This is a genomic window from Arthrobacter psychrolactophilus, assembly GCF_003219795.1.
GTDB lineage: Bacteria > Actinomycetota > Actinomycetes > Actinomycetales > Micrococcaceae > Specibacter > Specibacter psychrolactophilus.
This window is the reverse complement of the sequence record NZ_QJVC01000005.1, coordinates 1-23,466: the sequence shown is the minus strand read 5'-3', so window position 1 is coordinate 23,466 and position 23,466 is coordinate 1. Positions and strand designations below refer to the sequence as shown.

At 57.3% G+C, this 23,466-nt stretch carries 21 protein-coding genes and 3 pseudogenes; 13 read left to right on the top strand and 11 right to left on the bottom strand.

What is annotated here, in order from left to right:
- Positions 1–216: 216 nt before the first annotated feature.
- Positions 217–771 carry a metallopeptidase family protein gene (locus CVS30_RS07965; RefSeq protein WP_181419732.1) on the bottom strand — a complete coding sequence of 185 codons (555 nt, stop codon included), beginning with the start codon at positions 769–771 and terminating at the stop codon, positions 217–219.
- 67 nt (positions 772–838) lie between these two features.
- Here CVS30_RS07965 and CVS30_RS07960 point away from each other — a divergent pair, with 67 nt between their 5' ends.
- The 6 genes from CVS30_RS07960 (at position 839) to CVS30_RS07935 (ending at position 5,689) form a co-directional block, all read left to right on the top strand.
- Complete coding sequence (locus CVS30_RS07960) at positions 839–1,258, top strand: DUF3499 domain-containing protein (RefSeq protein ID WP_110484805.1); 420 nt, start codon at positions 839–841, stop codon at positions 1,256–1,258.
- Between the two features lie 16 nt (positions 1,259–1,274).
- Positions 1,275–1,454, top strand: coding sequence for a Trm112 family protein (locus CVS30_RS07955; protein ID WP_110484804.1), 180 nt, complete (start codon positions 1,275–1,277; stop codon positions 1,452–1,454).
- A gap of 30 nt (positions 1,455–1,484) precedes the next feature.
- Positions 1,485–2,285, top strand: a complete 801-nt coding sequence (locus tag CVS30_RS07950) for an MBL fold metallo-hydrolase (protein ID WP_110484803.1) — start codon at positions 1,485–1,487, stop codon at positions 2,283–2,285.
- A gap of 186 nt (positions 2,286–2,471) precedes the next feature.
- Positions 2,472–3,713 carry a L,D-transpeptidase gene (locus CVS30_RS07945; protein ID WP_110484802.1) on the top strand — a complete coding sequence of 414 codons (1,242 nt, stop codon included), beginning with the start codon at positions 2,472–2,474 and terminating at the stop codon, positions 3,711–3,713.
- A 153-nt stretch (positions 3,714–3,866) separates the two neighbouring features.
- Positions 3,867–5,132, top strand: coding sequence for a L,D-transpeptidase (locus tag CVS30_RS07940; RefSeq protein ID WP_110484801.1), 1,266 nt, complete (start codon positions 3,867–3,869; stop codon positions 5,130–5,132).
- Between the two features lie 53 nt (positions 5,133–5,185).
- Complete coding sequence (locus CVS30_RS07935) at positions 5,186–5,689, top strand: prepilin peptidase (protein ID WP_110484800.1); 504 nt, start codon at positions 5,186–5,188, stop codon at positions 5,687–5,689.
- 207 nt (positions 5,690–5,896) lie between these two features.
- On the opposite strand, the gene CVS30_RS07930 is transcribed toward CVS30_RS07935, so the two are convergent.
- From CVS30_RS07930 to CVS30_RS07890, 9 genes are all read right to left on the bottom strand, one after another.
- Positions 5,897–6,796 carry a type II secretion system F family protein gene (locus tag CVS30_RS07930; RefSeq protein ID WP_110484922.1) on the bottom strand — a complete coding sequence of 300 codons (900 nt, stop codon included), beginning with the start codon at positions 6,794–6,796 and terminating at the stop codon, positions 5,897–5,899.
- A 14-nt stretch (positions 6,797–6,810) separates the two neighbouring features.
- On the bottom strand, positions 6,811–7,743 hold the full coding sequence (locus tag CVS30_RS07925; RefSeq protein ID WP_110484799.1) for a type II secretion system F family protein: 933 nt from the start codon (positions 7,741–7,743) through the stop codon (positions 6,811–6,813).
- 2 nt (positions 7,744–7,745) lie between these two features.
- Positions 7,746–9,164, bottom strand: a complete 1,419-nt coding sequence (locus tag CVS30_RS07920; RefSeq protein WP_110484798.1) for a TadA family conjugal transfer-associated ATPase — start codon at positions 9,162–9,164, stop codon at positions 7,746–7,748.
- Entirely contained in the window at positions 9,161–10,357 is a 1,197-nt protein-coding gene (locus tag CVS30_RS07915) for a CpaE/TadZ family protein (protein WP_110484797.1), read from the bottom strand. Before CVS30_RS07915 ends, CVS30_RS07920 begins: the two co-directional genes overlap by 4 nt.
- Positions 10,354–11,097 (bottom strand): Flp pilus assembly protein CpaB, encoded by a 744-nt coding sequence (gene cpaB, locus CVS30_RS07910; protein ID WP_110484796.1) that lies wholly within the window; start codon positions 11,095–11,097, stop codon positions 10,354–10,356. The genes CVS30_RS07915 and cpaB overlap by 4 nt, the downstream gene beginning before the upstream one ends.
- 17 nt (positions 11,098–11,114) lie before the next feature.
- The gene (locus CVS30_RS07905) at positions 11,115–12,146 is read right to left on the bottom strand and encodes a pilus assembly protein TadG-related protein (RefSeq protein ID WP_110484795.1); all 1,032 of its coding nucleotides are present in this window, start codon (positions 12,144–12,146) and stop codon (positions 11,115–11,117) included.
- Positions 12,134–12,529, bottom strand: coding sequence for a TadE/TadG family type IV pilus assembly protein (locus tag CVS30_RS07900; protein ID WP_110484794.1), 396 nt, complete (start codon positions 12,527–12,529; stop codon positions 12,134–12,136). Before CVS30_RS07900 ends, CVS30_RS07905 begins: the two co-directional genes overlap by 13 nt.
- Before the next feature lie 126 nt (positions 12,530–12,655).
- Positions 12,656–12,862 carry a Flp family type IVb pilin gene (locus CVS30_RS07895; protein WP_181419730.1) on the bottom strand — a complete coding sequence of 69 codons (207 nt, stop codon included), beginning with the start codon at positions 12,860–12,862 and terminating at the stop codon, positions 12,656–12,658.
- A gap of 436 nt (positions 12,863–13,298) precedes the next feature.
- Positions 13,299–14,099 carry an RDD family protein gene (locus CVS30_RS07890; RefSeq protein ID WP_110484793.1) on the bottom strand — a complete coding sequence of 267 codons (801 nt, stop codon included), beginning with the start codon at positions 14,097–14,099 and terminating at the stop codon, positions 13,299–13,301.
- 43 nt (positions 14,100–14,142) lie between these two features.
- Between CVS30_RS07890 and CVS30_RS07885 the strand changes: the two genes are divergently transcribed.
- The 4 genes from CVS30_RS07885 (at position 14,143) to CVS30_RS07870 (ending at position 19,205) form a co-directional block, all read left to right on the top strand.
- A complete protein-coding gene (locus CVS30_RS07885; protein ID WP_181419745.1) occupies positions 14,143–15,135 on the top strand; it encodes a stage II sporulation protein M in 993 nt (330 codons plus the stop codon).
- A 148-nt stretch (positions 15,136–15,283) separates the two neighbouring features.
- On the top strand, positions 15,284–16,117 hold the full coding sequence (locus CVS30_RS07880; RefSeq protein WP_110484792.1) for an SGNH/GDSL hydrolase family protein: 834 nt from the start codon (positions 15,284–15,286) through the stop codon (positions 16,115–16,117).
- 245 nt (positions 16,118–16,362) lie between these two features.
- Positions 16,363–17,439: a TIGR01906 family membrane protein gene (locus tag CVS30_RS07875; RefSeq protein ID WP_245934501.1), complete on the top strand. Its 1,077-nt coding sequence runs from the start codon at positions 16,363–16,365 to the stop codon at positions 17,437–17,439.
- Between the two features lie 131 nt (positions 17,440–17,570).
- Positions 17,571–19,205 (top strand): tyrosine-protein kinase domain-containing protein, encoded by a 1,635-nt coding sequence (locus CVS30_RS07870; protein ID WP_110484791.1) that lies wholly within the window; start codon positions 17,571–17,573, stop codon positions 19,203–19,205.
- A gap of 533 nt (positions 19,206–19,738) precedes the next feature.
- On the opposite strand, the pseudogene CVS30_RS18635 reads toward CVS30_RS07870, so the two are convergent.
- Positions 19,739–19,852 (bottom strand): annotated as a pseudogene (locus CVS30_RS18635) (transposase); the annotation flags it as partial.
- A 348-nt stretch (positions 19,853–20,200) separates the two neighbouring features.
- On the opposite strand from CVS30_RS18635, the pseudogene CVS30_RS07860 reads away from it, so the two are divergent.
- From CVS30_RS07860 to CVS30_RS07850, 3 genes and pseudogenes are all read left to right on the top strand, one after another.
- A pseudogene (locus tag CVS30_RS07860) lies at positions 20,201–20,451 on the top strand (transposase); the annotation flags it as partial.
- A 152-nt stretch (positions 20,452–20,603) separates the two neighbouring features.
- A complete protein-coding gene (locus CVS30_RS07855) occupies positions 20,604–22,163 on the top strand; it encodes a helix-turn-helix domain-containing protein (RefSeq protein ID WP_110484790.1) in 1,560 nt (519 codons plus the stop codon).
- A gap of 218 nt (positions 22,164–22,381) precedes the next feature.
- Positions 22,382–23,386 (top strand): annotated as a pseudogene (locus CVS30_RS07850) (ISL3 family transposase); the annotation flags it as partial.
- Positions 23,387–23,466 lie beyond the last annotated feature (80 nt).

Sequence of the window (23,466 nt, the reverse complement as noted above, 5' to 3'; positions counted from 1 at the left end):
GGGTCCTTTACCTTAAGCGCCCAGCCGGTTGGTGCTGCGGCGCATAGTGCACCCCGCGCTAAATTGCGCACGGGTTTGGTGCATAAGGTGTGTGCGCTGGGCGTGAAGTGGCAGGGTCCTTTACCTTATGCGCCCAGCCGGTTGGCGCTGCGGCGCATAGTGCACCCCGCGCCTGATTGCGCACGGGTTTGGTGCATAAACTAAGCGCCCCGGGATTTAGCGCTTGCGGTAGCGGCGAAACAGCGGGTCCACGGTGTCGGGGTCCACGTTCAGGAGCCCGGCCACCTGATCCACCATGACCTCGTGGACCAACTCGCGCACCTGCGGCGCCGTGTCGCACAGAGCCTCGATGGGGTGCCGGTAAATGATGATCGACGGCGGCGTGGCCGGGGCATCCGGTGTGGCCGGGACGGCTTGTTCGTACTTGCCCAGGGGAGCCTGTGCGCCGGAGGCGATGATGGCCTCGAGCTGCTCCGGGACCTCTTCCACGAGGTATTCCACCGTGGCCAGGGCCGTGGGCCACAGCGTGCGCATCCGCTCGGCGGAATCAACCACCAGGTCGTCAAACTTTTCCGAGCGTGTGCGCGAACCCGGCAGCGCCGGCGGGATGAGTGGGCCGCGGAAGCCTCGGCCGTGCCGATTTCGGCGTCGTTGGGCAAAGGGGCGAGGACTCAAGCCGGCGCTCGACGGGGAGGCGGATCCGCCGTCGAACTTTTCCGGCTCCAAGGAGATCCGGAGCCCTTCTGCGCCGTGGCTAGCATTGAACTTCATCATTTCACTCTAGGCGTCGGGGCCCTAAGGGGGAAATATCGCCGCGGGGAGGGTAGTCTTGTGAACCGTGGGAACCCTTCGTCAATGCACCAGATCCGCCTGCCGTGAACCGGCCGTGGCAACTTTGACGTACGTCTATGCCGATTCGACAGCTGTTTTGGGGCCCCTTGCGACCTTTGCAGAGCCGCATTGCTACGATTTGTGCGCCAAACATTCGGCCCGACTGACAGCCCCCTTGGGATGGGAAGTCATTCACCTGGCCCGCTCGGACAAGCCGCCCATGCCCGGCCCGGACGATCTCCTCGCCCTCGCCGACGCTGTCCGGGAGGCCGCTAACGCCGGCTCGGATGATGCGGACGACGCCGGGACCTCGCCTATGCGGGCCCGTCGCGGCATGCTTGAACCACCAACGTTCGCGCCCAGCAGCGCCTCGAGTGCCGGGCGGCGCTCCCACCTGCGCGTTATGCGCGACGACACCACCAGCTGACTTCGAAGAGGACATCATGGCCAGAATGAGCGATGCGTTGATGGCGGTTTTGCGCTGCCCCGTGACCGGTTCGGCCTTGATTCAGGATGGTGAGGAGCTCGTCAGTTCCGCCAACGGGCCCGAGGGCACGCCGCTGCGGTACCCGATCGAGGAGGGCATCGCCCTTCTCCTTCCTCCCGAACGCCTCAACTCGTAGCACGAGCCGTTCCAAATCTTAGGATGCGCCATGACTGATCGCTGGGAAACTCTTGGCCCGGCCATCCGGCGCCGTCGGGCGGAAAATCCGGGCCCCATGACGCTGGACGGAACCAACTCCTATGTCCTGGGTGCGCCCGGCTCCTCCCACATCATCGTGGTCGATCCCGGACCCAATCTGGCAACGCATCTGGCCGAGCTCGCCACGGCCGGCACGGTCGAGCTGATTGTGATTACGCATCGCCATGGGGACCACACCGAGGGCAGCGCGGCCCTGCATGAGCTCACAGGCGCACCGGTCCGAGCTTTTGCCTCGGAGCATTGCCATGGGGGAGAGCCTCTGGTCGACGGCGAGATTATCCAGGCGGGCGGCCTCACCTTGCGCGTCGTGGCGACTCCCGGACACACGAGCGACTCGCTGTGCTTTGTGCTCCACGACAGTGATCTTCCCGGCAGCACGGCGATCCTGACCGGCGACACCATCCTGGGACAAGGCACCACCGTGCTGGATTACCCCGACGGCACGTTGGTCGACTACCTGCGGTCTCTGGAACTTTTAGCAGAGCTGAGTTTCGGAGCGGACCCGGTCGTGGGTTTGCCAGGACACGGCCCCGTTCTGCCGGATCTCGCGGCAACTATCGTGGCGTACCAATCGCACCGGCAGGAGCGTCTGGGCCAGGTGCGTGCCGCGCTTGAGGCATTCCAGCAGACTCACGGGGCCGAGGCCACCGTGGCCGACATCGTTTCTCTCGTGTACGGGGATGTGCCCGAAAACGTTCTTGGAGCCGCGGCATTATCGGTCGAGGCGCAACTGGAGTACCTGCGGGGCTGAAAGCCGCCGTCGGCCGGTCAAGCTCAATATTTGGTGATCAATTCCCAACACATCATGCCAGGTATGGGGCCGGTTCCCCTAGTGGAAGAGGCCAAGACTCTCAGCTTGCAGGAGTAACATCTGAACGTTAGTCGTGCAGGCCGCACGCGCCGTCGTGGTGGATGTGTCCACTGATCTGGAGTTTGAATGTTGCAAGCGGAACAACCCAAGAAGTCTCGTCTGGGTCTGAAGATCGCCGTGGCGGTCGTTGTACTGGCCATCTGTGGTGGTGGCGTTGCTGTGGCGCACCCCTGGGAATCGCAACACAATGCCCTGAGTAATCCGACTGTTTCGGCCAGCCCCACCCCTCCGCAGCCCACTGCCGCGGCCATACCCGCAACCCTCGCGCTGCTACCAGAAACCGGGGCGACGTTCGTCAATCCCGCCAATGAGGTCACGGCTCAGGTGGAAAACGGCACGGTCTACAACGCGGTCCTGAAGGAAAGCGCCACAGGCGAAAGCGTCGACGGCGAGCTGGTTGTCAGCGGACGTAAATGGGTGAGCCGGGCGCCGCTCAAATTTGCCACGGACTATACCTTCGACGTCACCACCGAGGACACGGCCGGCTTCCGCACCACCACCGTGAGTACTTTTAGTACCGTGCCGCCCTCGAATGAGGCGGACCTAGAGATGTTCCCGAATGCTGGTTCCACCGTGGGTGTTGCCCAACCCCTGCAATTTACCTTCAGCGAACCGGTCACCAACAAGGAAGCTGTCGAAAAGGCCATCTCCATCAAGGCATCCTCCGGCCAGGTTGGCGCGTTCCACTGGTACTCGGACACCTTGTTGCGTTACCGCGCCGAGGACTTCTGGGCAGCCAACACCAGTATCACCGTGGACATGAAGCTCTTTGGTGTGGACTATGGCGGCGGACAAATCGGTAACTTCAACAAAACCAATGTGGTGCAAATCGGCAACAAGGTGGAAATGGTGGCCGACGCCGTCAACCTCAAGGCCAGTATTTACATCAACGGCGCACTCGTGAAGGAATACCCTGTCACGATGGGCGATGAACGCTTCCCCTCCGCCTCCGGATATCTGGTCTTGCTCTCGGATAAGCAGCGCAACGCCCACTTTGTGGCCTCCACGATCGGCCTGAAGCCGGGCGACCCGGCCAACTACGGTGAGGTCGATGTGGAGTACGCAACCCGACTGACTCCCAGCGGGGAATTCATCCACCAGGCCACCGACAGCGCCCTTCCCTACCTAGGACAGGCGAATCTTTCCCATGGCTGCATCGGCATGTCGGCCGAGGGTGCCAGCTGGGTGTTCACCAATATGGGTACAGGCGATTTGGTCCACGTCGTGGGCAGTCCCAACGAGACCATCGCTCCCACGGATGGGTTCGGCGACTGGAATATTCCCTTTGCGGAGTACGCCCACAGGTAGCTCCCTGCCTAGTAGCTCATAGTTAATGCAAACGTGACGCTGCTGTGACTTATAGATGGCGACGCCCTCCTAGCCATAGCGTAAAATCACTAGTTGGCGTACTATGCGCAGCAGTCATATACCGTGGAATATGTCCACCGATTGGGGAGTTGCATGGCGGAGTTTGAAGAGACCAAAAAGACTCGCAAGGGTTGGAAGATCGCCTTGATCTCCCTGGTCACTTTGGGAATTGTTGGCGGAATTGGTGTAATTACTGCCCCTTCATGGATGCCGGACGGCCTATTGCCGGTGTCCTCACAAACCCAGAGCACATCTCCTCAAACAACCACGTCTGCAACCCCGGAACCCACGGCTGCGGCGATTCCTGCCACGATTGCCCTGACCCCTGCCACAGGCACTGAGTTCGTGAACCCGGTCGGCGAAATCACGGCCGTCATCAGCAATGGAACGGTCTCCCATGCTGTCTTGAAGGAAAGCGAAACCGGTGCCGTCCTTGACGGGGAACTCAGCGTTGGCAAGGACAGCTGGAAGCCCACTACGCCCCTGAAATTCAACACCGCCTACACCTTTGATGTCACCGCGGTTGATACCGAAGGCTTCAAGTCCAATCAGGTCAGCACCTTCACTACCGTCCCGGCATCGCACGAAGCCGACGCCGTGATGTTCCCCAACGACGGCGACACCGTGGGCGTGGCACAGCCGCTGCAATTTGTTTTCAGCGAGCCCGTTGTCAACAAGGAAGCCGTTGAGCAGGCCATCAAGATCACCACGAGCGCCGGACAACAGGGTTCCTTCCGTTGGTACTCCGACACCCTGGTCCGTTACCGTGCGGCAGATTTCTGGCCCGCCAACTCCACGATCAACGTTGATATGCAGCTGCTCGGCATGGACCTGGGCAATGGCATGATCGCCAACTTCAACAAGAACTACAACGTCAACATCGGCAACAAGACCGTCATGGAGGCCGACGCCGGCGCCCACGTGGTCAATATTTACGTCAATGATGTCCTGACCAAAACCTTCCCGGCAACCCTGGGTGACGAGGCCTTCCCTTCCGCCTCGGGCTACATGGTGCTCACGAACGACAAGCAGCGCTACGCCACGTTCAAGGCCGCCTCGATCGGCCTGAAGCCCGGCGATCCGGGAGACTACGGTTCCGTCGACGTTGAGTACGCCACGCGCCTGTCCTACAGCGGCATCTTCATCCACCAGGCAACCCCCTCGGCCATGCCATATCTAGGTGCCGCCAATTTGTCGCACGGCTGCATCGGGCTCTCGGCCGAGGGCGCCGGCTGGGTCTTTGAGAACATGGGCGCAGGCGATCTGGTGCACACCGTCAACACGCCCAACGAGACCATCGCCCCGACCGATGGCTTCGGTGACTGGAACATCCCGTACGAGCAGTACGCCTCGCGCTAGAACTCGCGGTGTAACAGTCCCAATCGGGGTGACGGCTGCCGTAGCATCAGCCTATGATCACTGCGCTGCGGGACCTGTGGACCGAGACTCCGGTAGCTTTCTGGCTGGTCCTGATTGCCTGCCTGTACTACCTGGTGATGGCCGTCCGGTTGACCGTGATCGACATCAAACTCCAGTTGTTGCCCAACCGGATTGTGTTCCCGTCCGCCGCCATTTCCGGAGTGCTGTTGCTTTCAGCCAGCCTGTTCATGCTCGACGGCGGCACCGCCTTGCGCACTGTTCTCGGCGCTGTTGTGATGTGGGCACTGTACGTGGTGCTCAGGTTAATCTCCCCGTCCAGCATGGGCTACGGGGATGTAAAGCTCGCGTTCGTATTGGGGCTGTATCTCGGCTTTGTCAGCTGGCAGGCAGTCATGTGGGGGACCTTCCTGGCGTTCCTGCTCGGTGGCCTTTGGGGGCTGGCCCTGATTGTCTCTCGGCGGGGCACCGGCAAGACCCAGATCCCGTTTGGTCCCTTCATGCTTGCCGGTGCGCTGGTGGTGATGGTGTTTGGTTAGCGGCAGCTGGTTCCGTGTAGGTGACTGCAGACTTTGGTCTGTACGTCTCAAGCGGAAGTTCGGTAGGAGAGACTAGGCTTACTCGACCATGAATCCTTGCTTACCGGATAAGCGGGGCTGGAAATTAAAGTGCATGCACCGTCAGACATAAACAACGTTGAGTAGCTCATGCCTGACGGCACGCCGATGGCTCTCACAGTCGGATGGCTACTGGCCCATGGCTCCGCCAGGTGCGAAGATTCCGATGATATTGATGACGGCCGGGCCCATGATAATGATGAAGAGCGTCGGAAAGATGAAAAGGAGAAGTGGAAAAAGTACCAAAACGGGCAACTTCATGGCTTTCTCCTCGGCCCGTTGACGACGCTTTATGCGCAGCTGTTGGGCTTGGGTACGGAGTACCTTGGCGATACTGATTCCGTAGATTTCGGCTTGCACCACAGCCCTAACAAAGCTCTTGAGCTCCGGTACCGTGCTCCGGGCCGCCAAAGCCTGATAGGAATCACGGCGGGGGCGTCCCACTTGCATGTCTTGAAGCGTTCGCTTGAGTTCCTCAGCCATGGGTCCCTTGCCATTAGCCGCTGCTCGCGCCATAGCACTTTCAAAGCCCAGTCCAGCCTCGACCGCAATGAGCATTTGATCTAGCGTGTCTGGGAGCTCGAGTCGAATAGATTTTTGTCGTTCTTGCCCTTTGCTCAAGATCAGGAGATCTGGGATGAAGTAGCAGAAGCCGACGAGGAATATAGCGAGCAAGAGCATCGTGGGCCCTGGTCTCAAGGATATGAATAGCAAGCCGACTGCTGCTGCGGCTAATGCCAATATCGGTTTTCCGATGAGCAGTCGTGAAAGTGGAATGTTTGCAGGGCGCCCGGCTATGGCTAGAAGCTCATCAAGTTTGGCCACATAGGCCGCCGGCGTTATCCTCCGGGCGAGGGTCAGCCAGCTTTTGTCGCTAAAGGCCGGAGCGCCTTGCCCCACCTGGCCAGAGTGACCGAGATTGGTCCGAATAATCAAGAGCGACTTCGAATCAACGCTTATGAATGACCAAACCAAGAAACCAATAGGTAGGACGACAATCGCAATCAAAATCCATGGTGTTGCATTCATGATGTCCATGCCTCTCAGAACTTGATTTGAATGGTTTTTCGCATCCACAGGCTACCTATGATCATCATGACGCCGCCAACCGCCAGCATGACCCAACCAATGGGGTTAGTAAATAAGACACCGAGGTACGTTGGATTGACCACCATAAGCATCAGTGCCATGGCAAATGGTAAGGCGATGAGAATGATTGCCGAGAGCTTTCCTTCAGCACTGAGGGCCTTAACCTGGGCCTTGATTTCGCCCCGTTCCCTAATGGTCTCCCCAACATGATCTAAAACTTCAGCCAAGTCGCCGCCAACTTCCCGGTTGATTTGGATTGCTTGACTGATCCAAGAGAAGTCGTCACTTTTCATCCGTGCGGCGGTTTCCGTCAGAGCCGTGTCGAGATCCCGGCCAATCCTGACTTCGTTGACAACCCGTGCGAATTCTTCGGACGACGGCGAGGCCGCCTCCTTTGCCGCGGCATCGATGGCGGCCAACACACTATGCCCGGCACGCAAGCCGCCAGTGACGAGCATTAGATTATCGGCAAGTTGTTCGTCAAACTTGGAGCGTTTTCGGTCTGCCAACACACTCAAGGCCAACCAGGCAACAATGGGACTCGCAACGGCCAGCACTATAGCTAGCACAGCGCCACTGAGAAGAAATCCAAGAACGGCTAGGATTGCGCTGGCCGACAACACCACGAATAGAAAGTTCGATGGCGGCATCTTGAGACCAGCTTCTTCGAGACGGCGGCGGCTATAAGGCCCACCCCCAATCGTCTTGTCCAAGACGGCGACAGTGGAATCCGTGAAGCTGCTGAATGCCGATTTGTCGGTGTCGCCAAAGGGGCGGCGTCTTTCGGCAGACAGAGATGCCCCAAATGGTTTGATCACAACGAATAGAAGGACCAACAGTCCAGCCAGGCAAAGGAGGAGTCCGAGAATCGGGATAATGGCTTCCATCACTACTTCCTTCCACCAATTGGTGCCGGAGTGTCAAAGATGTGGCTGGGAATAGTGATGCCAATGTCGGCAAAATGGTCCACGAAACGTGGCCGAACTCCTGTTGCAATCGGCTTGCCCAAGAACGTTCCAGTGCTATCGACGCCCGCCGAGTAATCAAACACGAAGGCATCCTGGAGGGTAACGACGTCTCCTTCCATGCCTTGCACTTCGGTGATGTGCGTGATGCGCCGGGTGCCGTCACGTAGGCGAGTCAGGTGAACAATGACATTGAGGGCAGAAGCAATCTGTTCCCGGACTGCCCGAAGTGGTAAGTCCATTCCGGCCATTAGCACCAGTGTCTCCAAACGTGCAACGGCGTCGCGAGGAGAGTTTGCATGAACGGTTGAAAGGGATCCGTCGTGACCGGTGTTCATTGCCTGGAGCATGTCGAGGGCTTCACCGCCTCGAACCTCGCCCACTACAATTCGGTCTGGTCGCATTCTCAAGGTGTTTCGAAGCAGATCGCGAATGGAGACCTCACCGCGGCCCTCAATGTTTGATGGACGGCTTTCCAATCGAACCACGTGCTGTTGCTGGAGCTGCAGTTCTACTGCGTCCTCGATCGTGACAATCCGGTCTTCCGGTGGGAGGAATCCGGAAAGAACGTTCAATAGCGTAGTTTTTCCTGTGCCTGTACCGCCGGTGACTAGGATGTTCAGTCTGGCGCGGACGCAGGCGTCCAATAGAATGGCCATATCTGGTGTCATGGTTCCGTACCGCGCCAAATCATGCACCGTCAATGGAACCCGGCTGAACTTCCTGATAGTCAGCGAAGGACCGCTGACCGCTAGCGGTGGGATTATGGCATTAACACGTGATCCGTCTGCAAGCCGTGCGTCCACCATCGGGGAAGATTCATCGATGCGGCGCCCCACCTTCGAAACGATACGTTCTATAACGCGTCGGAGATGATCTTCCGTGGCAAACCTCGAACCGCTGAGCGTCAGTTGTCCGCCGCGCTCTATGTAGATCTGGTCAGGCTTGTTGACCATGATTTCAGTGACGGAGTCGTCGTCCAGATACCTCTGCAGGGGGCCGAGGCCCAAGACGTCGTCACCAATTTCCCGGATGAGTCTGCGACGTTCCTCAGGCGTCAATGGAACTTGTTCTTCGTCGATGACCTGGCTCAGCTCGTCCTTGGCTGCCTTGCGCAAATCCTCCTCCGAGATATTGGGGTCCGTCAGCCGGGCGCCCATCCTCTCGAACAGGGCTTCACCGGCTCTCTGTTTCAAGGCGGAAAGGGCCGTACCGATGCTGGATTCTACTAGGACATCAGGCGAGTTGATGGCGGCGGTTGTGTGCTCAGGTGTCGACCTGAAATCCTTGCCCGGTGCAGGCGAATAGCCGCGGGCCACGTTCAATCTGTCTGTAAGGTTCATGACACAACCACCCTCCTGTGAAGCTTCTTCAACGAGGTGCCACGGATCGGCTCGAAACGATCAACGAGTTTCCGCAGGTTCTTAGAAACAGCATTTCTGGGCCCGTCCTGCAACATGGGTACACCCTTATTGGTGGCGAACGGCACAGAAGTTGATAGCGGCAGGACAATATCCACCGGAACCCTGAGCGTAGCTTCAATGTCCTGAATATTCAGGCCATTGTGGCGGCTGGCAAAATTGAGCACAACATGGCGCCCCTGTGGCACAAGGTTCAGCTCGTCTAGTACGCTAAATCCGGTGCGGAGCCCCTTGATGCTGGGAATGTCCATGCCAACAACCCAAACGACGTCACTTGCCTGTTCCAAAGCGGCGAGAGCGAGTTCGCCAAGTCCGGGTGCCGTGTCGATGACGACGTACTTGAACTCTGTGGCGAGTTGGGCAATTAGATGACTGATGTGGTCGGCCGTGACCAGATCCGCCTCGTTTGGGTTCAGTGGTGCACACAATGCATAAATGCCACTGACATGGACCGTAAGGAAGGCCTTGAGTACCATAGCGTCGTGGGCCGCCGCACCTGTCACAGCATCTACAAGTGTGTGTTCGGGATGTAGCGATAGTGCAGAAGCCACGTCGCCGAATTGCACATCCAAGTCAACGATGACTACACCCATGGGTGTTAGCTTTCCGAGGCCCGTTGCCAGATTCGTCGCTACGGTAGTCTTTCCGACACCGCCCTTTGGAGACATGACGGCGATGACCCTTCCTGCTTCATAGTCTGGGTTTGTTGGATTTGAGAGCCCCCGCCGCCGGCCAGCGGCCGATAAGCAGGCGCGTTCCAGCAAGATCCGAAGTTCTGAAGCTTCGGTACCTGGACTGACAATGTCACGGATTCCAGAACGCATGGCCGTCAGGACTAATTCTGGAGTGGCGTCGGCGGCAAGTATGACACTTACTTCGGGAAACTGGAGGTCCAGCACAGTGGCGAGTTTAAGTGCCTCGTCGGTAGAAACGCCAGGACCCAGAATGACGACTTCCGGCGGTTCGGCAGGATCCTGATGGACAATGTCCTGAGGAGTTCCGTTGATGGTCGATTCAGGTAGTCGTTGCACATTGCCGTGGAGTCCGCCAGCAACTGCGGCACGAACTCGCTGCTCAAAGCTGGTGTCGGTTGTGATGATGACGAAGCGACTCATTTCAGCACCTGGTCCTTATGGAGAGTGTCCACAGACAACGTGTCGGTATCAGCGTTTTCCTTGGACAGATAAATGTGGCCAAATTCGATGGCATGCACGGTTTTGGTGGCGTCCATACCTGATTGTGCCAAAGTCACCATGACAAAGGCTCCGGGCTTAGAAGACTCAGAAGACTGATTTGCGTCACTAGCACTATTGCCGTCACCGGTGCCGACTTTCGTCACGAGCACCTTGTGGAACTGCAACTTTGTGGCAGGAACCTCAGTCGTTCCGGGTACGACGCCCGCGTTATACGAAATGAACACCCCCACAGTATCCCCGGCCTTCAGATCGCCACCGATTACTCGCTCCGGAGCCAGAGTTAAGCTAACCTCCGCTAGGCCCTTTGGAACATCGACCCGGTTTGGGGCTGCGAGGCTTTTAGGATCGACGAGGCGAGAGGCTTGCAATTGTTCACCGGGAACCAGATCCACAGCGGCAACCTTACCGGCGTAGTCCTTTAGATTAGTCACTGTTGTGTCTGAGACGGCAGTCCTTGGCAAAGACTGAGCCTTTACCGAGGTCTTGAAGTCCTCGATGGGCGTTCCCGAAGGGATGTTTTCCTGGACAACGAGCACGTCAACCGGATTCAAGCCAGCTTGTGCCCGGGCATCAGATGCTTTGACGTATGAGGAAAGGAGGACCGCGCCGACGATGGCTAGTACCAGTGCGACGACGCCCCCCAGAAGGCGTGTTTTCACGTGCTGCTCCTTATTATTTAGTTGGTCAGGCGGACAATCGAACCGCCGAGATTTGGGCCATTTCCGAATGTCATGCCCTCTTCAAGCGAGACGAACCGGGTGAAGAAGCCATATATTCCACGGCAAGATCCACCGCAGGGCGGCGCCAAACTGTCAGGATGGTTAAGCGCCGGGTTGCCGCTAAGCCGCCAACCGGTGGTTTGGAAAGCTGCAAATCCATAAATTGTGAACGTTGCATTGTTTCCACTGCCGCCTGACGTGGAAAATATGGGGATCAAAGTCGGATTTTCCAGAAGTGAGGGCAGTACGTCCACGCAAACTCCCGGGAAGTCGATGCCGGGGTCGCTTCCGGCTTCACTCGTTCCCACATCGATCGATGCTTTGCACGACGAGCCGACACGATCTAGCCAACCGAACCCGCCCGAAGGGTTACCGAGATCATCTGTACAGCCAGGATATCTGGCGGTTTCGTTGTATGCGATTAGTAGGTGCGTTCCCACAGGGTTTCCAGTGAAATCTCCGGTGGCTGCCAATTCGTCCTTTTGTACCTGCGTCAGGAGTTGATCAAAGATACATTTTCCGAATGTCCACGGCAGTGTATTGCCTGATTCAGGCGGACCCCAAGCAGCAGTTGCCGATGCTGAGACATCTGCTTGGCTGATACCAAATATATTGGCGAAGAATAATGTAACGGGATTGCCACCGGCAGCGTCCTTGGAAACGGTAACTTCAACACTGTTGCCCGTTGGGTAGCTAATGCCCTTGAGAAGTGCGGCGCCATCGTTTGAATTAGCACCTGCGAAGGTATTGCCTGTGTTGTCATTGGCTCCATGATCACAGGTGCCCCTGGCACAGTCGTTGGCAACGGCCAGTACAGCTGCGTCTGCCCCATTCTGCAATTGCGTCCTTTGAGCGTAAAGTATTCCGACGTCAATGGAGATGGCAGCAAATGCCAATAGCACCACCATGAGGATCGCTGTCATAACGGCCGTGGCTCCATGCTGGTCGTGAAGGTTTCCTTCCCCGAGCCGAAACTTTATCCGCCACATCGCATGACTCCTACGCCGGTAATCTGAGGTGCCGTAAGCGGTATGAAGCCGATTAACCAGCCTTGGGCGGGCAATACGGTTACCGTGACGTTAGTCCCTGGTCCGCACGTGCCGCCGGAGTAGCTGATATCAATCGGTGTAGTATCCGCGAGTGTTGGTGCGGCATTTCTAGCAGCAACCCGTACTTCATCGTCGGAGAAATCATCATCCGGGTAATGAACCGCGGCATAACGGGCTCCCTCACGCGCGGCGTTGGATGCGGAAATTTGTTGGTTAAAAAGGAAACCGAATTCCATGATCCCCATGACCAAGAGCAGCAGAACGGGAAGAATGAAGGCAGCTTCGACAGCGGATGCGCCTCGTTCATTTTCTTGGGTTTTCATCTGGCAATCCCCCGATCTGCGGTATACGAATGTGATCAGATTATTGAAGTTGCTAAATAGAATTGGCGGCCCCGGCCCTGGCCGGAGCCGCCAATGCTAATTCTGCCTAGCAAGAGTGTCTTCCAGCTACGGCAGATTCGTGTTGACCAAGTTGAACGCAGCCAGAATCTTTGTGCCGATGGTTGCAACGACTGCAATGATGACTGCGGCGATGAGGGCGACCATGATGCCGTACTCAACGGCGGTCGCGCCGCGCTCGCCTTCGTGGGCTTCTCGGAGCCGGGCGACGCCGACAACGTACATGGTCTGCATGGTTACGTAGAGCTTCAACATTTTGATGTTCCTAACATTCATAAGGGTGAATAGGAAACCAAAAGCCCGCGACAAGTGACTGTGACTAGACGCTTGAAGTGAGACCTTCGGGTGAAACTCCGGATGAAAATCTTTCCCCCGGCTGATGACAACTAAACGCCTATCAGGCGTTGGTTTCTAGAGTGGTTCAATCCAATTTTTGGTGACCAATTTCAGCACAAATTCCCAACTCGGAATTCCGCTGAAACATTGACCGTAAGCGCTTTCCGCCCCCCCGCTCGAATAGGGTACTTTCGGCGAAGGTGAGTGGTTGAAGCGTGAACTTTTTCGAAAAGTGTCGCCAAGTACTTGGTTTTTCAATCTGAGTACTCGCTTTTGAGTACAAGTAAGCACGTACTGGGCATGACAAAGGCATGAAAAAGGGCGCAGAAATGCGCCCGATCGAATGGGTGACTATTTAATTCTTCACGCCGTGGCGCAGGAGCTGATCGCGCACCTCGGCCGCCCGCTGGGCCGCAACGCTCAAGCGCTGAAACTCTCGGTCGCGGCGCTCGGACATGAGGGCGGCAAGGAAAACCTCCGGGGGAGTGCCGGGCGCTGGCAGCGGAGAGACAAAGGCGCTGGCCTCGTTGGCCAACTCCACACCCAAGGCGAGACGAGAGGCCGGTGCCATGGCGGCGCCCTGGCGTAGGTACATGGAGATCCGCCGGGCCAAGGTATCTGGCAGGTGGCCAAGATCGGCCAGAGCCGCCCACTCGGCGAGCTGCGGGTGGACCGAGACTTGCAGAGGCGCCACCTTGGCCACGCGGTCGCGGATGGCATAGGTTCCAGCGAGCATGTCCCCGAGCCGCTTGGATTTCTCATTGAAGATGGAGACGAGGCAGGCGACGGAACCCAGCGTCATGTAAATCTCCAGGACGGCGAGTAGCGCCCGGATCAGAGCATGACGAAAACGGATGGATCCGCCGTCGTCCCTGACGATTCGCAAGCCCATGGCGAGCTTCCCGAGGGACTTTCCGCGCGTCAATGTCTCCACCGTGATGGGCACGATGACCAGGAACAACACCACGGTGGCCAGCATGATGGCCCGGGTGGCGGCGCCGTCGAGCACTAGGGGGAGTGCGGAGAAGAGGATGCTCACGCCAATAATCACGACGACGGTGGCGACCACGTCGATCGCCGTGGCGAGGGAGCGGGCGGCAAACGAGGCGGGACGAAGTTCGAGGACAACGGCTTCGCCTGTGATGATTGCGGACATGTCCTCAGTCTATCCACGCGTCGGCACCGATATGCTGGGGCAGATGGACATGGATGCGTTTACAACAGTGCACGGCCCGCAATGGGCGCGCCTCGATACCCTTGCCCGTAAGCGCCGGCTCACTGGTGAGGAGGCCGACGAGTTACTGGAGCTGTACCAAAGCGTCTCCGCCCAGCTCTCCCTGATCCGCTCAGTGGCGGCCGAAAGCTCCGTCTCCACCTCACTCTCTGCCACGCTGGCCAATGCCAGGACACGGTTCACGGGCGCCAAATCGAACTTCTTTGTCGACACCGCGCGCTTCTTTGTCATCTCCCTCCCCGCCGCCTTTTACCGTTTGCGCTGGCTAACGCTGGTCCTCGGCGCCGTCTTCGTGGTTATAGGAACGCTGTTCGCCATCTGGACCGCCGGGAACCCCGCCGTCATGGCAGCGATGGGAAGTGACGCGCAATTGCGCCAGCTCGTGGATCACGACTTCGTGGATTACTACTCCGAAAACCCAGCTGCGTCCTTCGCTGGGGCCGTCTGGACCAATAATGCGTGGATCGCGGCCCAGTGCGTGGCATTTGGCATCACGGGCGTCTTTGTCCCGTATTCCATCTTTTCCAACGCCCAGAACGTTGGCATGACTGCTGGCGTCATGTTCGGCTTCGACCGCGGCGACGTGTTCTTCAGCTACATCCTCCCGCACGGACTCATGGAGCTGACCGCCATCTTCATCGCGGGAGCGGCTGGACTGCGCATCTTTTGGTCGTGGGTGAGCCCCGGACCGCGGAGCCGCCTCGAGTCACTTGCGCACGAGGGCCGATCCCTCATCAGCGTCGCCGCGGGCCTCGTGCTGGTCCTGTTCGTATCCGGCCTCGTGGAGGGCTTCGTGACGCCCAGCCCCTTGCCCGTCTGGGTCAAGATCACGATCGGCGCCCTCGTCCTAGCCGCCTATTGGGCCTATACCCTGGTCCTCGGTGGTCGGGCCGTGCGCGCGGGGGAGACCGGGGACCTCTCCACGGACGACGCCGGAGCCTCCGTCCGCTCGGCCTGAGAGTTCCGCTGTGGAACGGTTTTCGGTCAGATGGGTGGGGCCTCATTTGTTGGGGCCGTGTTCCCCCGGGTCAGTGACAGCACCGTGCTGTGGACCAGCGACAAAACCCACACTGCCGCTGAGCCCCAAATAAGCGCACTATGAATTCATGAGATTCGAAACCGAAGGCGGAGGAGCAGGTGGGCAACCTCGCGTGCCGCCGCACTCGTGGCACCGATTCGTGGCCATGGGTGATTCCTTTACCGAAGGTCTCGATGATCCCGAACCCCTCAGCCCCGGCGGATACCGGGGCTGGGCCGATAGGGTTGCCGAGGAACTCAGCATTGGAGTCGACGATTTCGCCTACGCCAATCTGGCCGTGCGCGGGCAGGTGCTGCACCAGGTATTTGAAACCCAGTTGGGCCATGCCCTGGCGTTGAAACCCGATCTTGTGTCTCTGCAGGCTGGCGGGAATGATCTCTTTCACCCCGGAGTCGATCCGGACAGGCTGGCGGCGGAGGTGGAGAACGCCGTCGAAATTTTCGGCGAAAGGGGCGTGAGCGTCCTGATCTTTGTGGGCCCAGATTCCGGGAAGGCCACTGTCCTGGGTCAATTCCGCACCAAAATCGCCATCTACAACGAGAACCTGCGGGGGATAGCCGAACACCATGGCGCCCTGATCGCAGACCTGTGGTCGATGACCGAGCTGCACGATCCCGAGATGTGGAGCCCCGACAGGCTTCACCCGTCTTCCATAGGTCACCACGCCGTCGCCTCTATGGTCCTGAATACCCTAAAGGTGCCGCACGTGCTGGAGCCGCGCTTGCCGAAACCACTGCCCGTGAAGTCGTGGAGGCAGGCCCGGGCCGAGGACATTGTGTGGGCGCGGAACTACCTTGTGCCCTGGGTGGTGCGGGGCATTCGTCACGAGTCGCCCACGGGAGGCCACAGCGCCAAGCGCCCCTTGGCTGCGCCCCTGAAATTGCCTGAGTCTCCTCAATAGCCCGCTCAACTCGGTCCGTTTACGTCCGAGGAGCCCTGCTGTAAGGCAGGCATCGTGACCGCTGCTGCTCGTCACCAACCTTAAACTCACATCAAAAGGTATCGCTCAGCGCCTATCCTGCTGGCCGCCGTCGTACATGGACTCCTATGAGGAAAACTCGCCCTAGTTGAAGATCAGGTGACAGTTTGAATACGGCTCGGGGTGGCAGCCGCGCCCTGTCAGGGACGACCGGTATCCTTTCGATTGTGAGCGAGAAATCAAAGCCCCAGGACACAGCCCAAGACGCTGCCGCGGATGCCCTCAATGAGGACGTCCCCACGGTAGCGCCCACTGTCGCGGCTCAAAAGGTTGCCCGTCGTGCGGCTGCAGCATCTGCGCCCACCGCCAAGATTAAATTGGGGGAGGCAATCGACGGCGACGACGCTGAACCCATGCGCGCAGCGGGCAAACTGCCTGCTCTGCCCAGTGACGAGGAAATTGCCTTGGCCCTGTCACAGAGCGTCGCCGAATCCGACACCGTGCACAAAGAGCCCTCGCCCACCGGCCTGATCACCATGCGCCCGCCGGCCGACGATGTGGCTAAACGTCAGGCCGCTATGGAGAAGGCTGCCAATACCAAGCCGGTCCTGACGCGGGTCTTCCAAGTGCTCATCGCCATTTTCTACCCCATCGTGTTGTTGGTGCTGGCCATCCGCCTTGTCACCTCATCGCTCTTTCTGTGGGTGGAATATCACCGCCCCGGATTCCCCGTTGACTCATTTGGCTTCACCACGGATGACCGTATGACCTATGGCTCGTACACGGTGGACTATCTGCTCAATCTTGCCCAACCGCGTTACCTTGCGGATCTGGTGGATCCCTTTGGGAAACCGATATTCCTGGCCGGCGAGGTCAGCCACATGGCTGATGTGAAGACCGTCATCGTTATGGCATTCATGGCGGGGCTCGCGTTGGCCATCGTCATGGTCATTGGCATGATGTACCTGGCTCGTCGGAGCTTCGGAGGTATCCGCCGGGCCCTGTTTGCCGGCTCGATCGCCACGCTGGCGCTCATTATTGGCATCGGCGTTTTTGCTGCGACGGGCTGGGAACGATTCTTTACCGATTTCCATGAGATCTTCTTTACCGACGGCACCTGGACCTTCTACACGGACGACACCTTGATCCGGCTCTTCCCCAGCCAGTTCTGGACGGATTCTGGAATCTTCATCGGTGCCTTTGTTCTCATCGTTGCGTCCTTGACGCTGGCCTTCACCTGGCCTACGAAAGACCGCAGGCAGGCCGTCACTGCGGGAAGGCATCCGGGACGCCGATCAGCCTAAAGCGCTTGGCTACTTTTCGCCCCTGCTGGAAATTTTTTTGATAGTCAAATAAGTCTCATCATTTTTTAGGGCTAAGCCGTAATTGTGAATTCTGTTAGAGTATTTGTTGGAATAGATAACCCAACGTTTGGATGGTTTTGGAAGACGAGCAGCAGGGAACCACTGATAAGTCTCTCGATGTTAGAGATTACGTACGGGTCTTTCGGCAGCACTGGCTGGGCGTCGTTGCCCTAGTGCTGATCGGTATACTTTGTAGTGCGGGGTGGATTCTGTTGCAGAAGCCTTCCTACTCAGCAAACTCTATTGGCTACGTCTCCATTCCTGGTGGGGACAATATGGGCTCGGCCCTCGCCGGAGACAACCTCGCGAAGTCTAAGGCCACAAGCTATGCCAGCTTTGCTAGCTCACGCCCGGTGGCTGAATCTGTGATTACCTCGCTGAAGCTTGGCACTACCCCGGATCAGCTGTTGCAGCAGATCTCAGTGTCCTCGGCAAAAGATACCCCTGAGATTAAGATTTCAGCGGCAGCCGGAACCCCTCAGGAAGCGCAAGCATTGGCTAATGCTTGGGTGATTGCCTTGGCCGAGCAGGTCAAAGTTTTGGAGTCCACATCCGCGGCTGTGGATGGGAGCATTCCAGCAGCAGAGTCAATCATTAAGATTGTTCCGCTAGGCGACGCGCCCCTTCCGACTTCTCCGACATCGCCGAACAAGAAGATGGCATTGATTCTCGGTGCTCTCGCCGGTATGGTTCTGGGCGTTGCCTACGCTTTGGTCAGGAATCACCTAGATCGTCGGATTCGATCCGTCGAGATGGTTGAGAAGGCCATCGGGACCGCGGTCGTTGGAACTATTCCCGTTGACGAGCGCTTGCGCAACGGTCAGCATGTTGTTGAAAATGGCGTCATCGACCACGCCTCCACGGAAGGCTACGCGCTTTCGGAAGCCCTGCGAGAGCTGCGCACCAACCTGCACTACATGAACGTGGACAAGCCGCCTAGGGTCATCGTTATTACGAGCTCAATTCCCAGCGAAGGTAAATCCACCATCGCGGCCAACTTGGCTGTGACCATTGCTGCGACCGGCCAAAAGGTTGTGCTGATCGATGGAGATCTTCGACGCCCGGTCGTCTCGGACTACTTCGGACTCGCAAGTGGTGGCGGTTTGACGGATATCTTGAGTGGCCAGGCCACCCTTGATGACGTACTGCAGGTGTACGGTCCCGTGCCCAGTTTGGCTGTCTTAGGCGCCGGTCGTATTCCTCCGAACCCCAGCGAATTGCTTGGCTCGTTGGCTATGAAGCGCCTACTCGACAAGATGGCGGAGCAAGCTGTCATCCTGATTGATGCGCCGCCGCTGCTGCCCGTGACAGATGCTGCAATTCTGGCCCGATCCACTGACGGTGCCCTGGTAGTTGCCGGAGCGGGTAAGACCACTATTGATGAGCTGGAAAAGGCTGTTGCCACCTTGGCGAAGGTCAATGCTCCACTCTTGGGTGCTGTGCTGAATCGAGTTCCTACCACTGGTGGACAGGCCGCAGGCTATGGCTACTACGGCAAGTCGTACTACTACCGTCAGAACTCCGGGAAAAAGGCTGCAAAGGGTCGGGGCGCCAAGCAGTCAGCTCCCGCCCAGGCCGTGTCAGAGGCAAGTTCAGCACTTCCCGATACTTATACGGGCGATGCGTTGAGCGCTGAACAGCAATTCGAGCAGTTGATTCATCCGCCGAAGCAAGAAGCCAGCCGCAGGATGCGGCAGAACCGGTAATTTTTAGACTAAGTGCATTTTGAACCCATCGAAAGATGTATTGGATTCAGAATTCTGGAATCAGTAGTAGCGATTCTACGCAGGTGGTACCGGCGCCTGTACTCGTTGGGAGATAGGCGCCGGCTTTCTAAAGAAATACTTTGATTCAGATGCCGATAGATATAAAGCGTCCTACCTCGCATGAACGAGGGAGTGTTGAATAATTGTTGACGTGCGGTCGGCTCTTCCGTTGGATGATCCTGAAAATTTGTCCTCATTATTTATTCGATACTTACTGCTGTTGAGCGTGTTCATCATGAAAGTTCCTAGTCAGAACTGAATCAAAATTCGATTAATTACGTATATCTCCAGACAATATATCTGAGTGACTAAATACAAGTCACTCTCGCAACGGTATCCCCAAACCGGCTTTTCGTAAGTAGGTATGGTTCGTGGGTTTGATCCGGTACGGGCGGTAATCGTCATCGCTGAGCAGTTTGTGCAATCAGTAGTTTGGGAAGTTCTGCGAGCTCACGCGCAATCTTGCACGTTGTTTCTATGGCTCCGTTCACGGCCTCGGTGGGGCCGTTGGAGGCGCCCTGGGTTTTGAAGTAGGCGAGTATTTATTGCCGTCTGGACTTCAACGTCCGTCCGAGTCTGGCGATTTCCGGGATTGGGCACGAGGGGAAGGAAGCCAAGATTTTTCCCACGAACTCCCATTCTCTCCGGGGCCGCGTGATAGATGGCCCGGACTTGTTGATAGCACTGCCAAGTGAGGGTGACCTCATGATTCGGGTCCCCAGCCTCGCGTTCAGCCGCGCGACTTGCTTCCCGCTCATATGCTCAGCCCCGATCTGTAAGGAACGACGGACCTGAAAGAGCGGTTCGCCGCGGTGGGCACAGTGCCCGAGAGCCGTCTTGCTGCGCCCGCCGGCGAACGTCGTCAACCATTGCGGAGCCAATTTCACTACATGAAATGCGTCAAGGACCTCGATCGCCTGGGGCAACTGGTTGATTCCCTCAACGCCGGTGTCCCGGCCGCGCTGACCGAGCTGAGAACGCTCGGGCGGACTCTCAAGCGCAGGGCGGTAGACGTGCTTGCCTACTTCGACAGACCCGGTACATCCAACGGACCCACCGAAGTGATCAACGGCCGTCTGGAACACCTCCGCGGACCGCCCTGGGCTTCCGCAACCTCACCAACTATGTCGCAAGATCATTGCTGGAATCCGGCGGATTTAGACCGAAACTACACTCTCAATTCTGAAGAGCGCCTTAATCTTCGCATAAGTAATTGATAGTCAAAAATCAATAGATCATGAGCGGATACGAAATGGTACGATTAAGTCTGAGAAAGGCTGATGATCCTTTTTGGATCGAAACATCAGACAGAAATGGATGCTTTAGCTGAGGAATTCGATGAATTATAGGAAGATACTCGAAGATGTCAAGAATGTTGATGAGTTAGGCTACGTCATTGACACGCATTTTTTTGCTATGGTTCTAGCCTGTCCTCTAGAGTTTAAGTCGGCACTCCACAATGCTCCAGATGAGTGGTTTATGAGCAACCCTAGGTATCATTTCGCGAAGGCGTTAGTATCAAGCATGGGAAACTCGATAACCCAAGATGGTTATGCTCAAGTTGCGCTTGAGCAGGAGTATTCAGCCACAGCAACACCTGCTTCCCGTGATCTACTCGGCATTATGTATGGGCGGCTGACTCATTTATTGGCGACAGGAAAATTTGATTCGGCTGGCCATCTGGCTCGCGAGATATATGACGCCATTGAGGAAGCTGACGACACGAGAGGATTCGAGGATTTAGTTCCAATGCTCTTGTTTCGAGTTGGAACAACCCGATTGCTTCAAGGTGACCTAAATGCGGCCATTGCCACCTTGTGGGATGCTCGAAGATGGGCTCGGTTTAATGGGACACACCCTGCTGACACCTATCTTGGAGACACACTGGCACTTTGTTACGCCCTTCAAGGAGACATTGTTAGGGCGAGAGAGTGCTTGTCCGAAGATGCGGGCAATCGACAGGTCCCAGCTGGAACACTAAGTTCACGACTGGAATTTATCGGGATTCTTTCAATCGCTGTCATGGCTATGGCGGCGTTAGACGGAAATACAGCAATGACCGCTTTGAATAAAATGGGCGCAGACCTGAACGATGCTGAGTACTGGTGGGTTGGTGCGCACATTCAAGCTCGATACGCGCTCTATTGGGGAGATTCTGTTGCTGCTATAGACAGCCTGGAAAACAAGTTGTCACAGCAACGCGTGCTCGCGCCTGCATCCTCATTGGCTGGAACAATTTTGCGTTCTGATCTTTCGGATCTGTACCAATCCATTGGTGCGTTGTCGAATGCGGAAAGACCGTTGAAGGAGGTTGGCCTGATCAGTAGTAATACACAAGTGATCGCTTCTAACTTTCGGTTAGAGATCCTGCGCGGGAACAGTAAACAGGCCCTGTCGTCCATTGATGATTTCTTGACCGAGATTCCTTCACCTCTGGGAATGACGCCAACGATGTCTGCGTTGAGGGCCGTCGCGTTCTACAACCTTCATGATCACTCTAGTGCTTTGGCGGAGCTTTCGCGCTGCCGGTATATTGGAAATTTGCGTGGTTCAACAGAGGCGATGATGGAGATAACACCGGAACTCTTAGCTCTCTCGAACACATCAGGGGGACCCATCCATGGAGTGGAACGTTACTCGTTTCAGTATAAGAATTCAGAACCCCAGGTGAAACTGAGTAACCGTGAGTTGGAAGTACTTGTCATATTAGTACTCCATGCTTCTTCCCGTTCCATTGCTAAAGTTCTCTTTATCTCCGTAAACACAGTAAAATTTCACCTGCGGAATATCTACAGCAAACTTGAAGTTAATTCACGAGAACAGGCCCTACAACGCGCCACTGAACTTGGGTTCATCTCTGAAGATCAGTTTAATGATTCGGCTCAAGTTATTACCTAACGGTGCCTCCACTGGCCAGAGAGACCATTGAGTTACTTAGTTGGGTCAGCCACGACGCGCTCGTTTGCCCATTGCTGGGCTGGGTTTCGCCCTGGCTGCCCGCCGAACCGGACGTGCGGCTCTCACCGCATCCGGCTCTCCATCTATCATTACCCGGCCGTGATAGTGAGGTTCAGGGGCTGCCGATTCCACGGATTGGGATGTTCTTGCCACGGGAGCGTGTCACTGTAACCAAAGCTGCCGAGCCGCGGGCGAGGCTCTGACGCCGGGGGCTGGCCTGGGCGTTGGAAGGCATAGTGTGCCAACACCTCACCGTCGCCCGTGTCGCCGAAGGCTTGGGGGTGCTCATCGATGACCCTAGGCGTTTTGTCGGGGTGAAAGTCATTGGTGTCGACGAGCACGTAGGCGGCAAACCCGCCACGGGGACATGTACGTCCCTGTCATCATTGACCTGACTCCGATCCGCGACAAAACCGGGCCCTCCCGCCTGCTGGACATGGTCGAAGGACGCTCGAAGCAGGTCTTCGCCACCTGGTTGCAGGAACGCCCCCAAGCGTAGCGGGACGGGATAGAAGTCGTGGCCATGGACGGGTTCTCCGGCTTCATAAGCGCCTCGACCGAGGAACTGCCAGAGGCGGTTCCGGTCATGGATTCTTGCCATGTCATCCGCTTGGCCGGGGACGCTCTCGATATGTTCCGGCGCCGGGTTCAACAAGTGACGTGCGGGCACTGCGGCCGAGCCGGGGACCGGTCTACAAAGCCAAACGAACCCTGCACACTGGTGCCGGGCTGCTCACCAAGAAACAAGAAAGGCGACTTCAAGACTTGTTCGCTGCCGATACGCATGTGGAGGTGGAAGCGACCTAGGGCGTCTATCAGCGCATGATCACCGCCTACCGGGAACCCGACCGGACCCATTCTAAGAAGCTGATGCAAGCAGTGGTTGATTCCCTCAACGCCGGTGTCCCGGCCGCGCTGACCGAGCTGAGAACGCTCGGGCGGACTCTCAAGCGCAGGGCGGTAGACGTGCTTGCCTACTTCGACAGACCCGGTACATCCAACGGACCCACCGAAGTGATCAACGGCCGTCTGGAACACCTCCGCGGACCGCCCTGGGCTTCCGCAACCTCACCAACTATGTCGCAAGATCATTGCTGGAATCCGGCGGATTTAGACCGAAACTACACTCTCACTTCGGAAGAGCTCCTTTGGGTGGTTCATAGAATTGTCAAGGGCCATGAGTTTCTGCCCACCAGCGGTCAGGTTATCTGCCCACTGGTGGCCAGCAAAAATGCCCGGATAT

Bases quoted from the DNA above. Each gene is read 5' to 3' on its own strand.
- CVS30_RS07950 (WP_110484803.1), top strand. From the start codon at position 1,485: ATGACTGATCGCTGGGAAACTCTTGGCCCGGCCATCCGGCGCCGTCGG.
- CVS30_RS07905 (WP_110484795.1), bottom strand. From the start codon at position 12,146: ATGTGGCGGATAAAGTTTCGGCTCGGGGAAGGAAACCTTCACGACCAG.
- CVS30_RS07925 (WP_110484799.1), bottom strand. From the start codon at position 7,743: ATGGAAGCCATTATCCCGATTCTCGGACTCCTCCTTTGCCTGGCTGGA.
- CVS30_RS07890 (WP_110484793.1), bottom strand. From the start codon at position 14,099: ATGTCCGCAATCATCACAGGCGAAGCCGTTGTCCTCGAACTTCGTCCC.
- CVS30_RS07915 (WP_110484797.1), bottom strand. From the start codon at position 10,357: ATGAGTCGCTTCGTCATCATCACAACCGACACCAGCTTTGAGCAGCGA.
- CVS30_RS07965 (WP_181419732.1), bottom strand. From the start codon at position 771: ATGAAGTTCAATGCTAGCCACGGCGCAGAAGGGCTCCGGATCTCCTTG.
- CVS30_RS07855 (WP_110484790.1), top strand. From the start codon at position 20,604: ATGAATTATAGGAAGATACTCGAAGATGTCAAGAATGTTGATGAGTTA.
- CVS30_RS07935 (WP_110484800.1), top strand. From the start codon at position 5,186: ATGATCACTGCGCTGCGGGACCTGTGGACCGAGACTCCGGTAGCTTTC.
- CVS30_RS07945 (WP_110484802.1), top strand. From the start codon at position 2,472: ATGTTGCAAGCGGAACAACCCAAGAAGTCTCGTCTGGGTCTGAAGATC.
- CVS30_RS07895 (WP_181419730.1), bottom strand. From the start codon at position 12,862: ATGTTGAAGCTCTACGTAACCATGCAGACCATGTACGTTGTCGGCGTC.
- CVS30_RS07900 (WP_110484794.1), bottom strand. From the start codon at position 12,529: ATGAAAACCCAAGAAAATGAACGAGGCGCATCCGCTGTCGAAGCTGCC.
- CVS30_RS07920 (WP_110484798.1), bottom strand. From the start codon at position 9,164: ATGAACCTTACAGACAGATTGAACGTGGCCCGCGGCTATTCGCCTGCA.
- CVS30_RS07955 (WP_110484804.1), top strand. From the start codon at position 1,275: ATGGCCAGAATGAGCGATGCGTTGATGGCGGTTTTGCGCTGCCCCGTG.
- CVS30_RS07880 (WP_110484792.1), top strand. From the start codon at position 15,284: ATGAGATTCGAAACCGAAGGCGGAGGAGCAGGTGGGCAACCTCGCGTG.
- CVS30_RS07885 (WP_181419745.1), top strand. From the start codon at position 14,143: ATGGACATGGATGCGTTTACAACAGTGCACGGCCCGCAATGGGCGCGC.
- CVS30_RS07870 (WP_110484791.1), top strand. From the start codon at position 17,571: ATGGTTTTGGAAGACGAGCAGCAGGGAACCACTGATAAGTCTCTCGAT.
- CVS30_RS07940 (WP_110484801.1), top strand. From the start codon at position 3,867: ATGGCGGAGTTTGAAGAGACCAAAAAGACTCGCAAGGGTTGGAAGATC.
- CVS30_RS07930 (WP_110484922.1), bottom strand. From the start codon at position 6,796: ATGAATGCAACACCATGGATTTTGATTGCGATTGTCGTCCTACCTATT.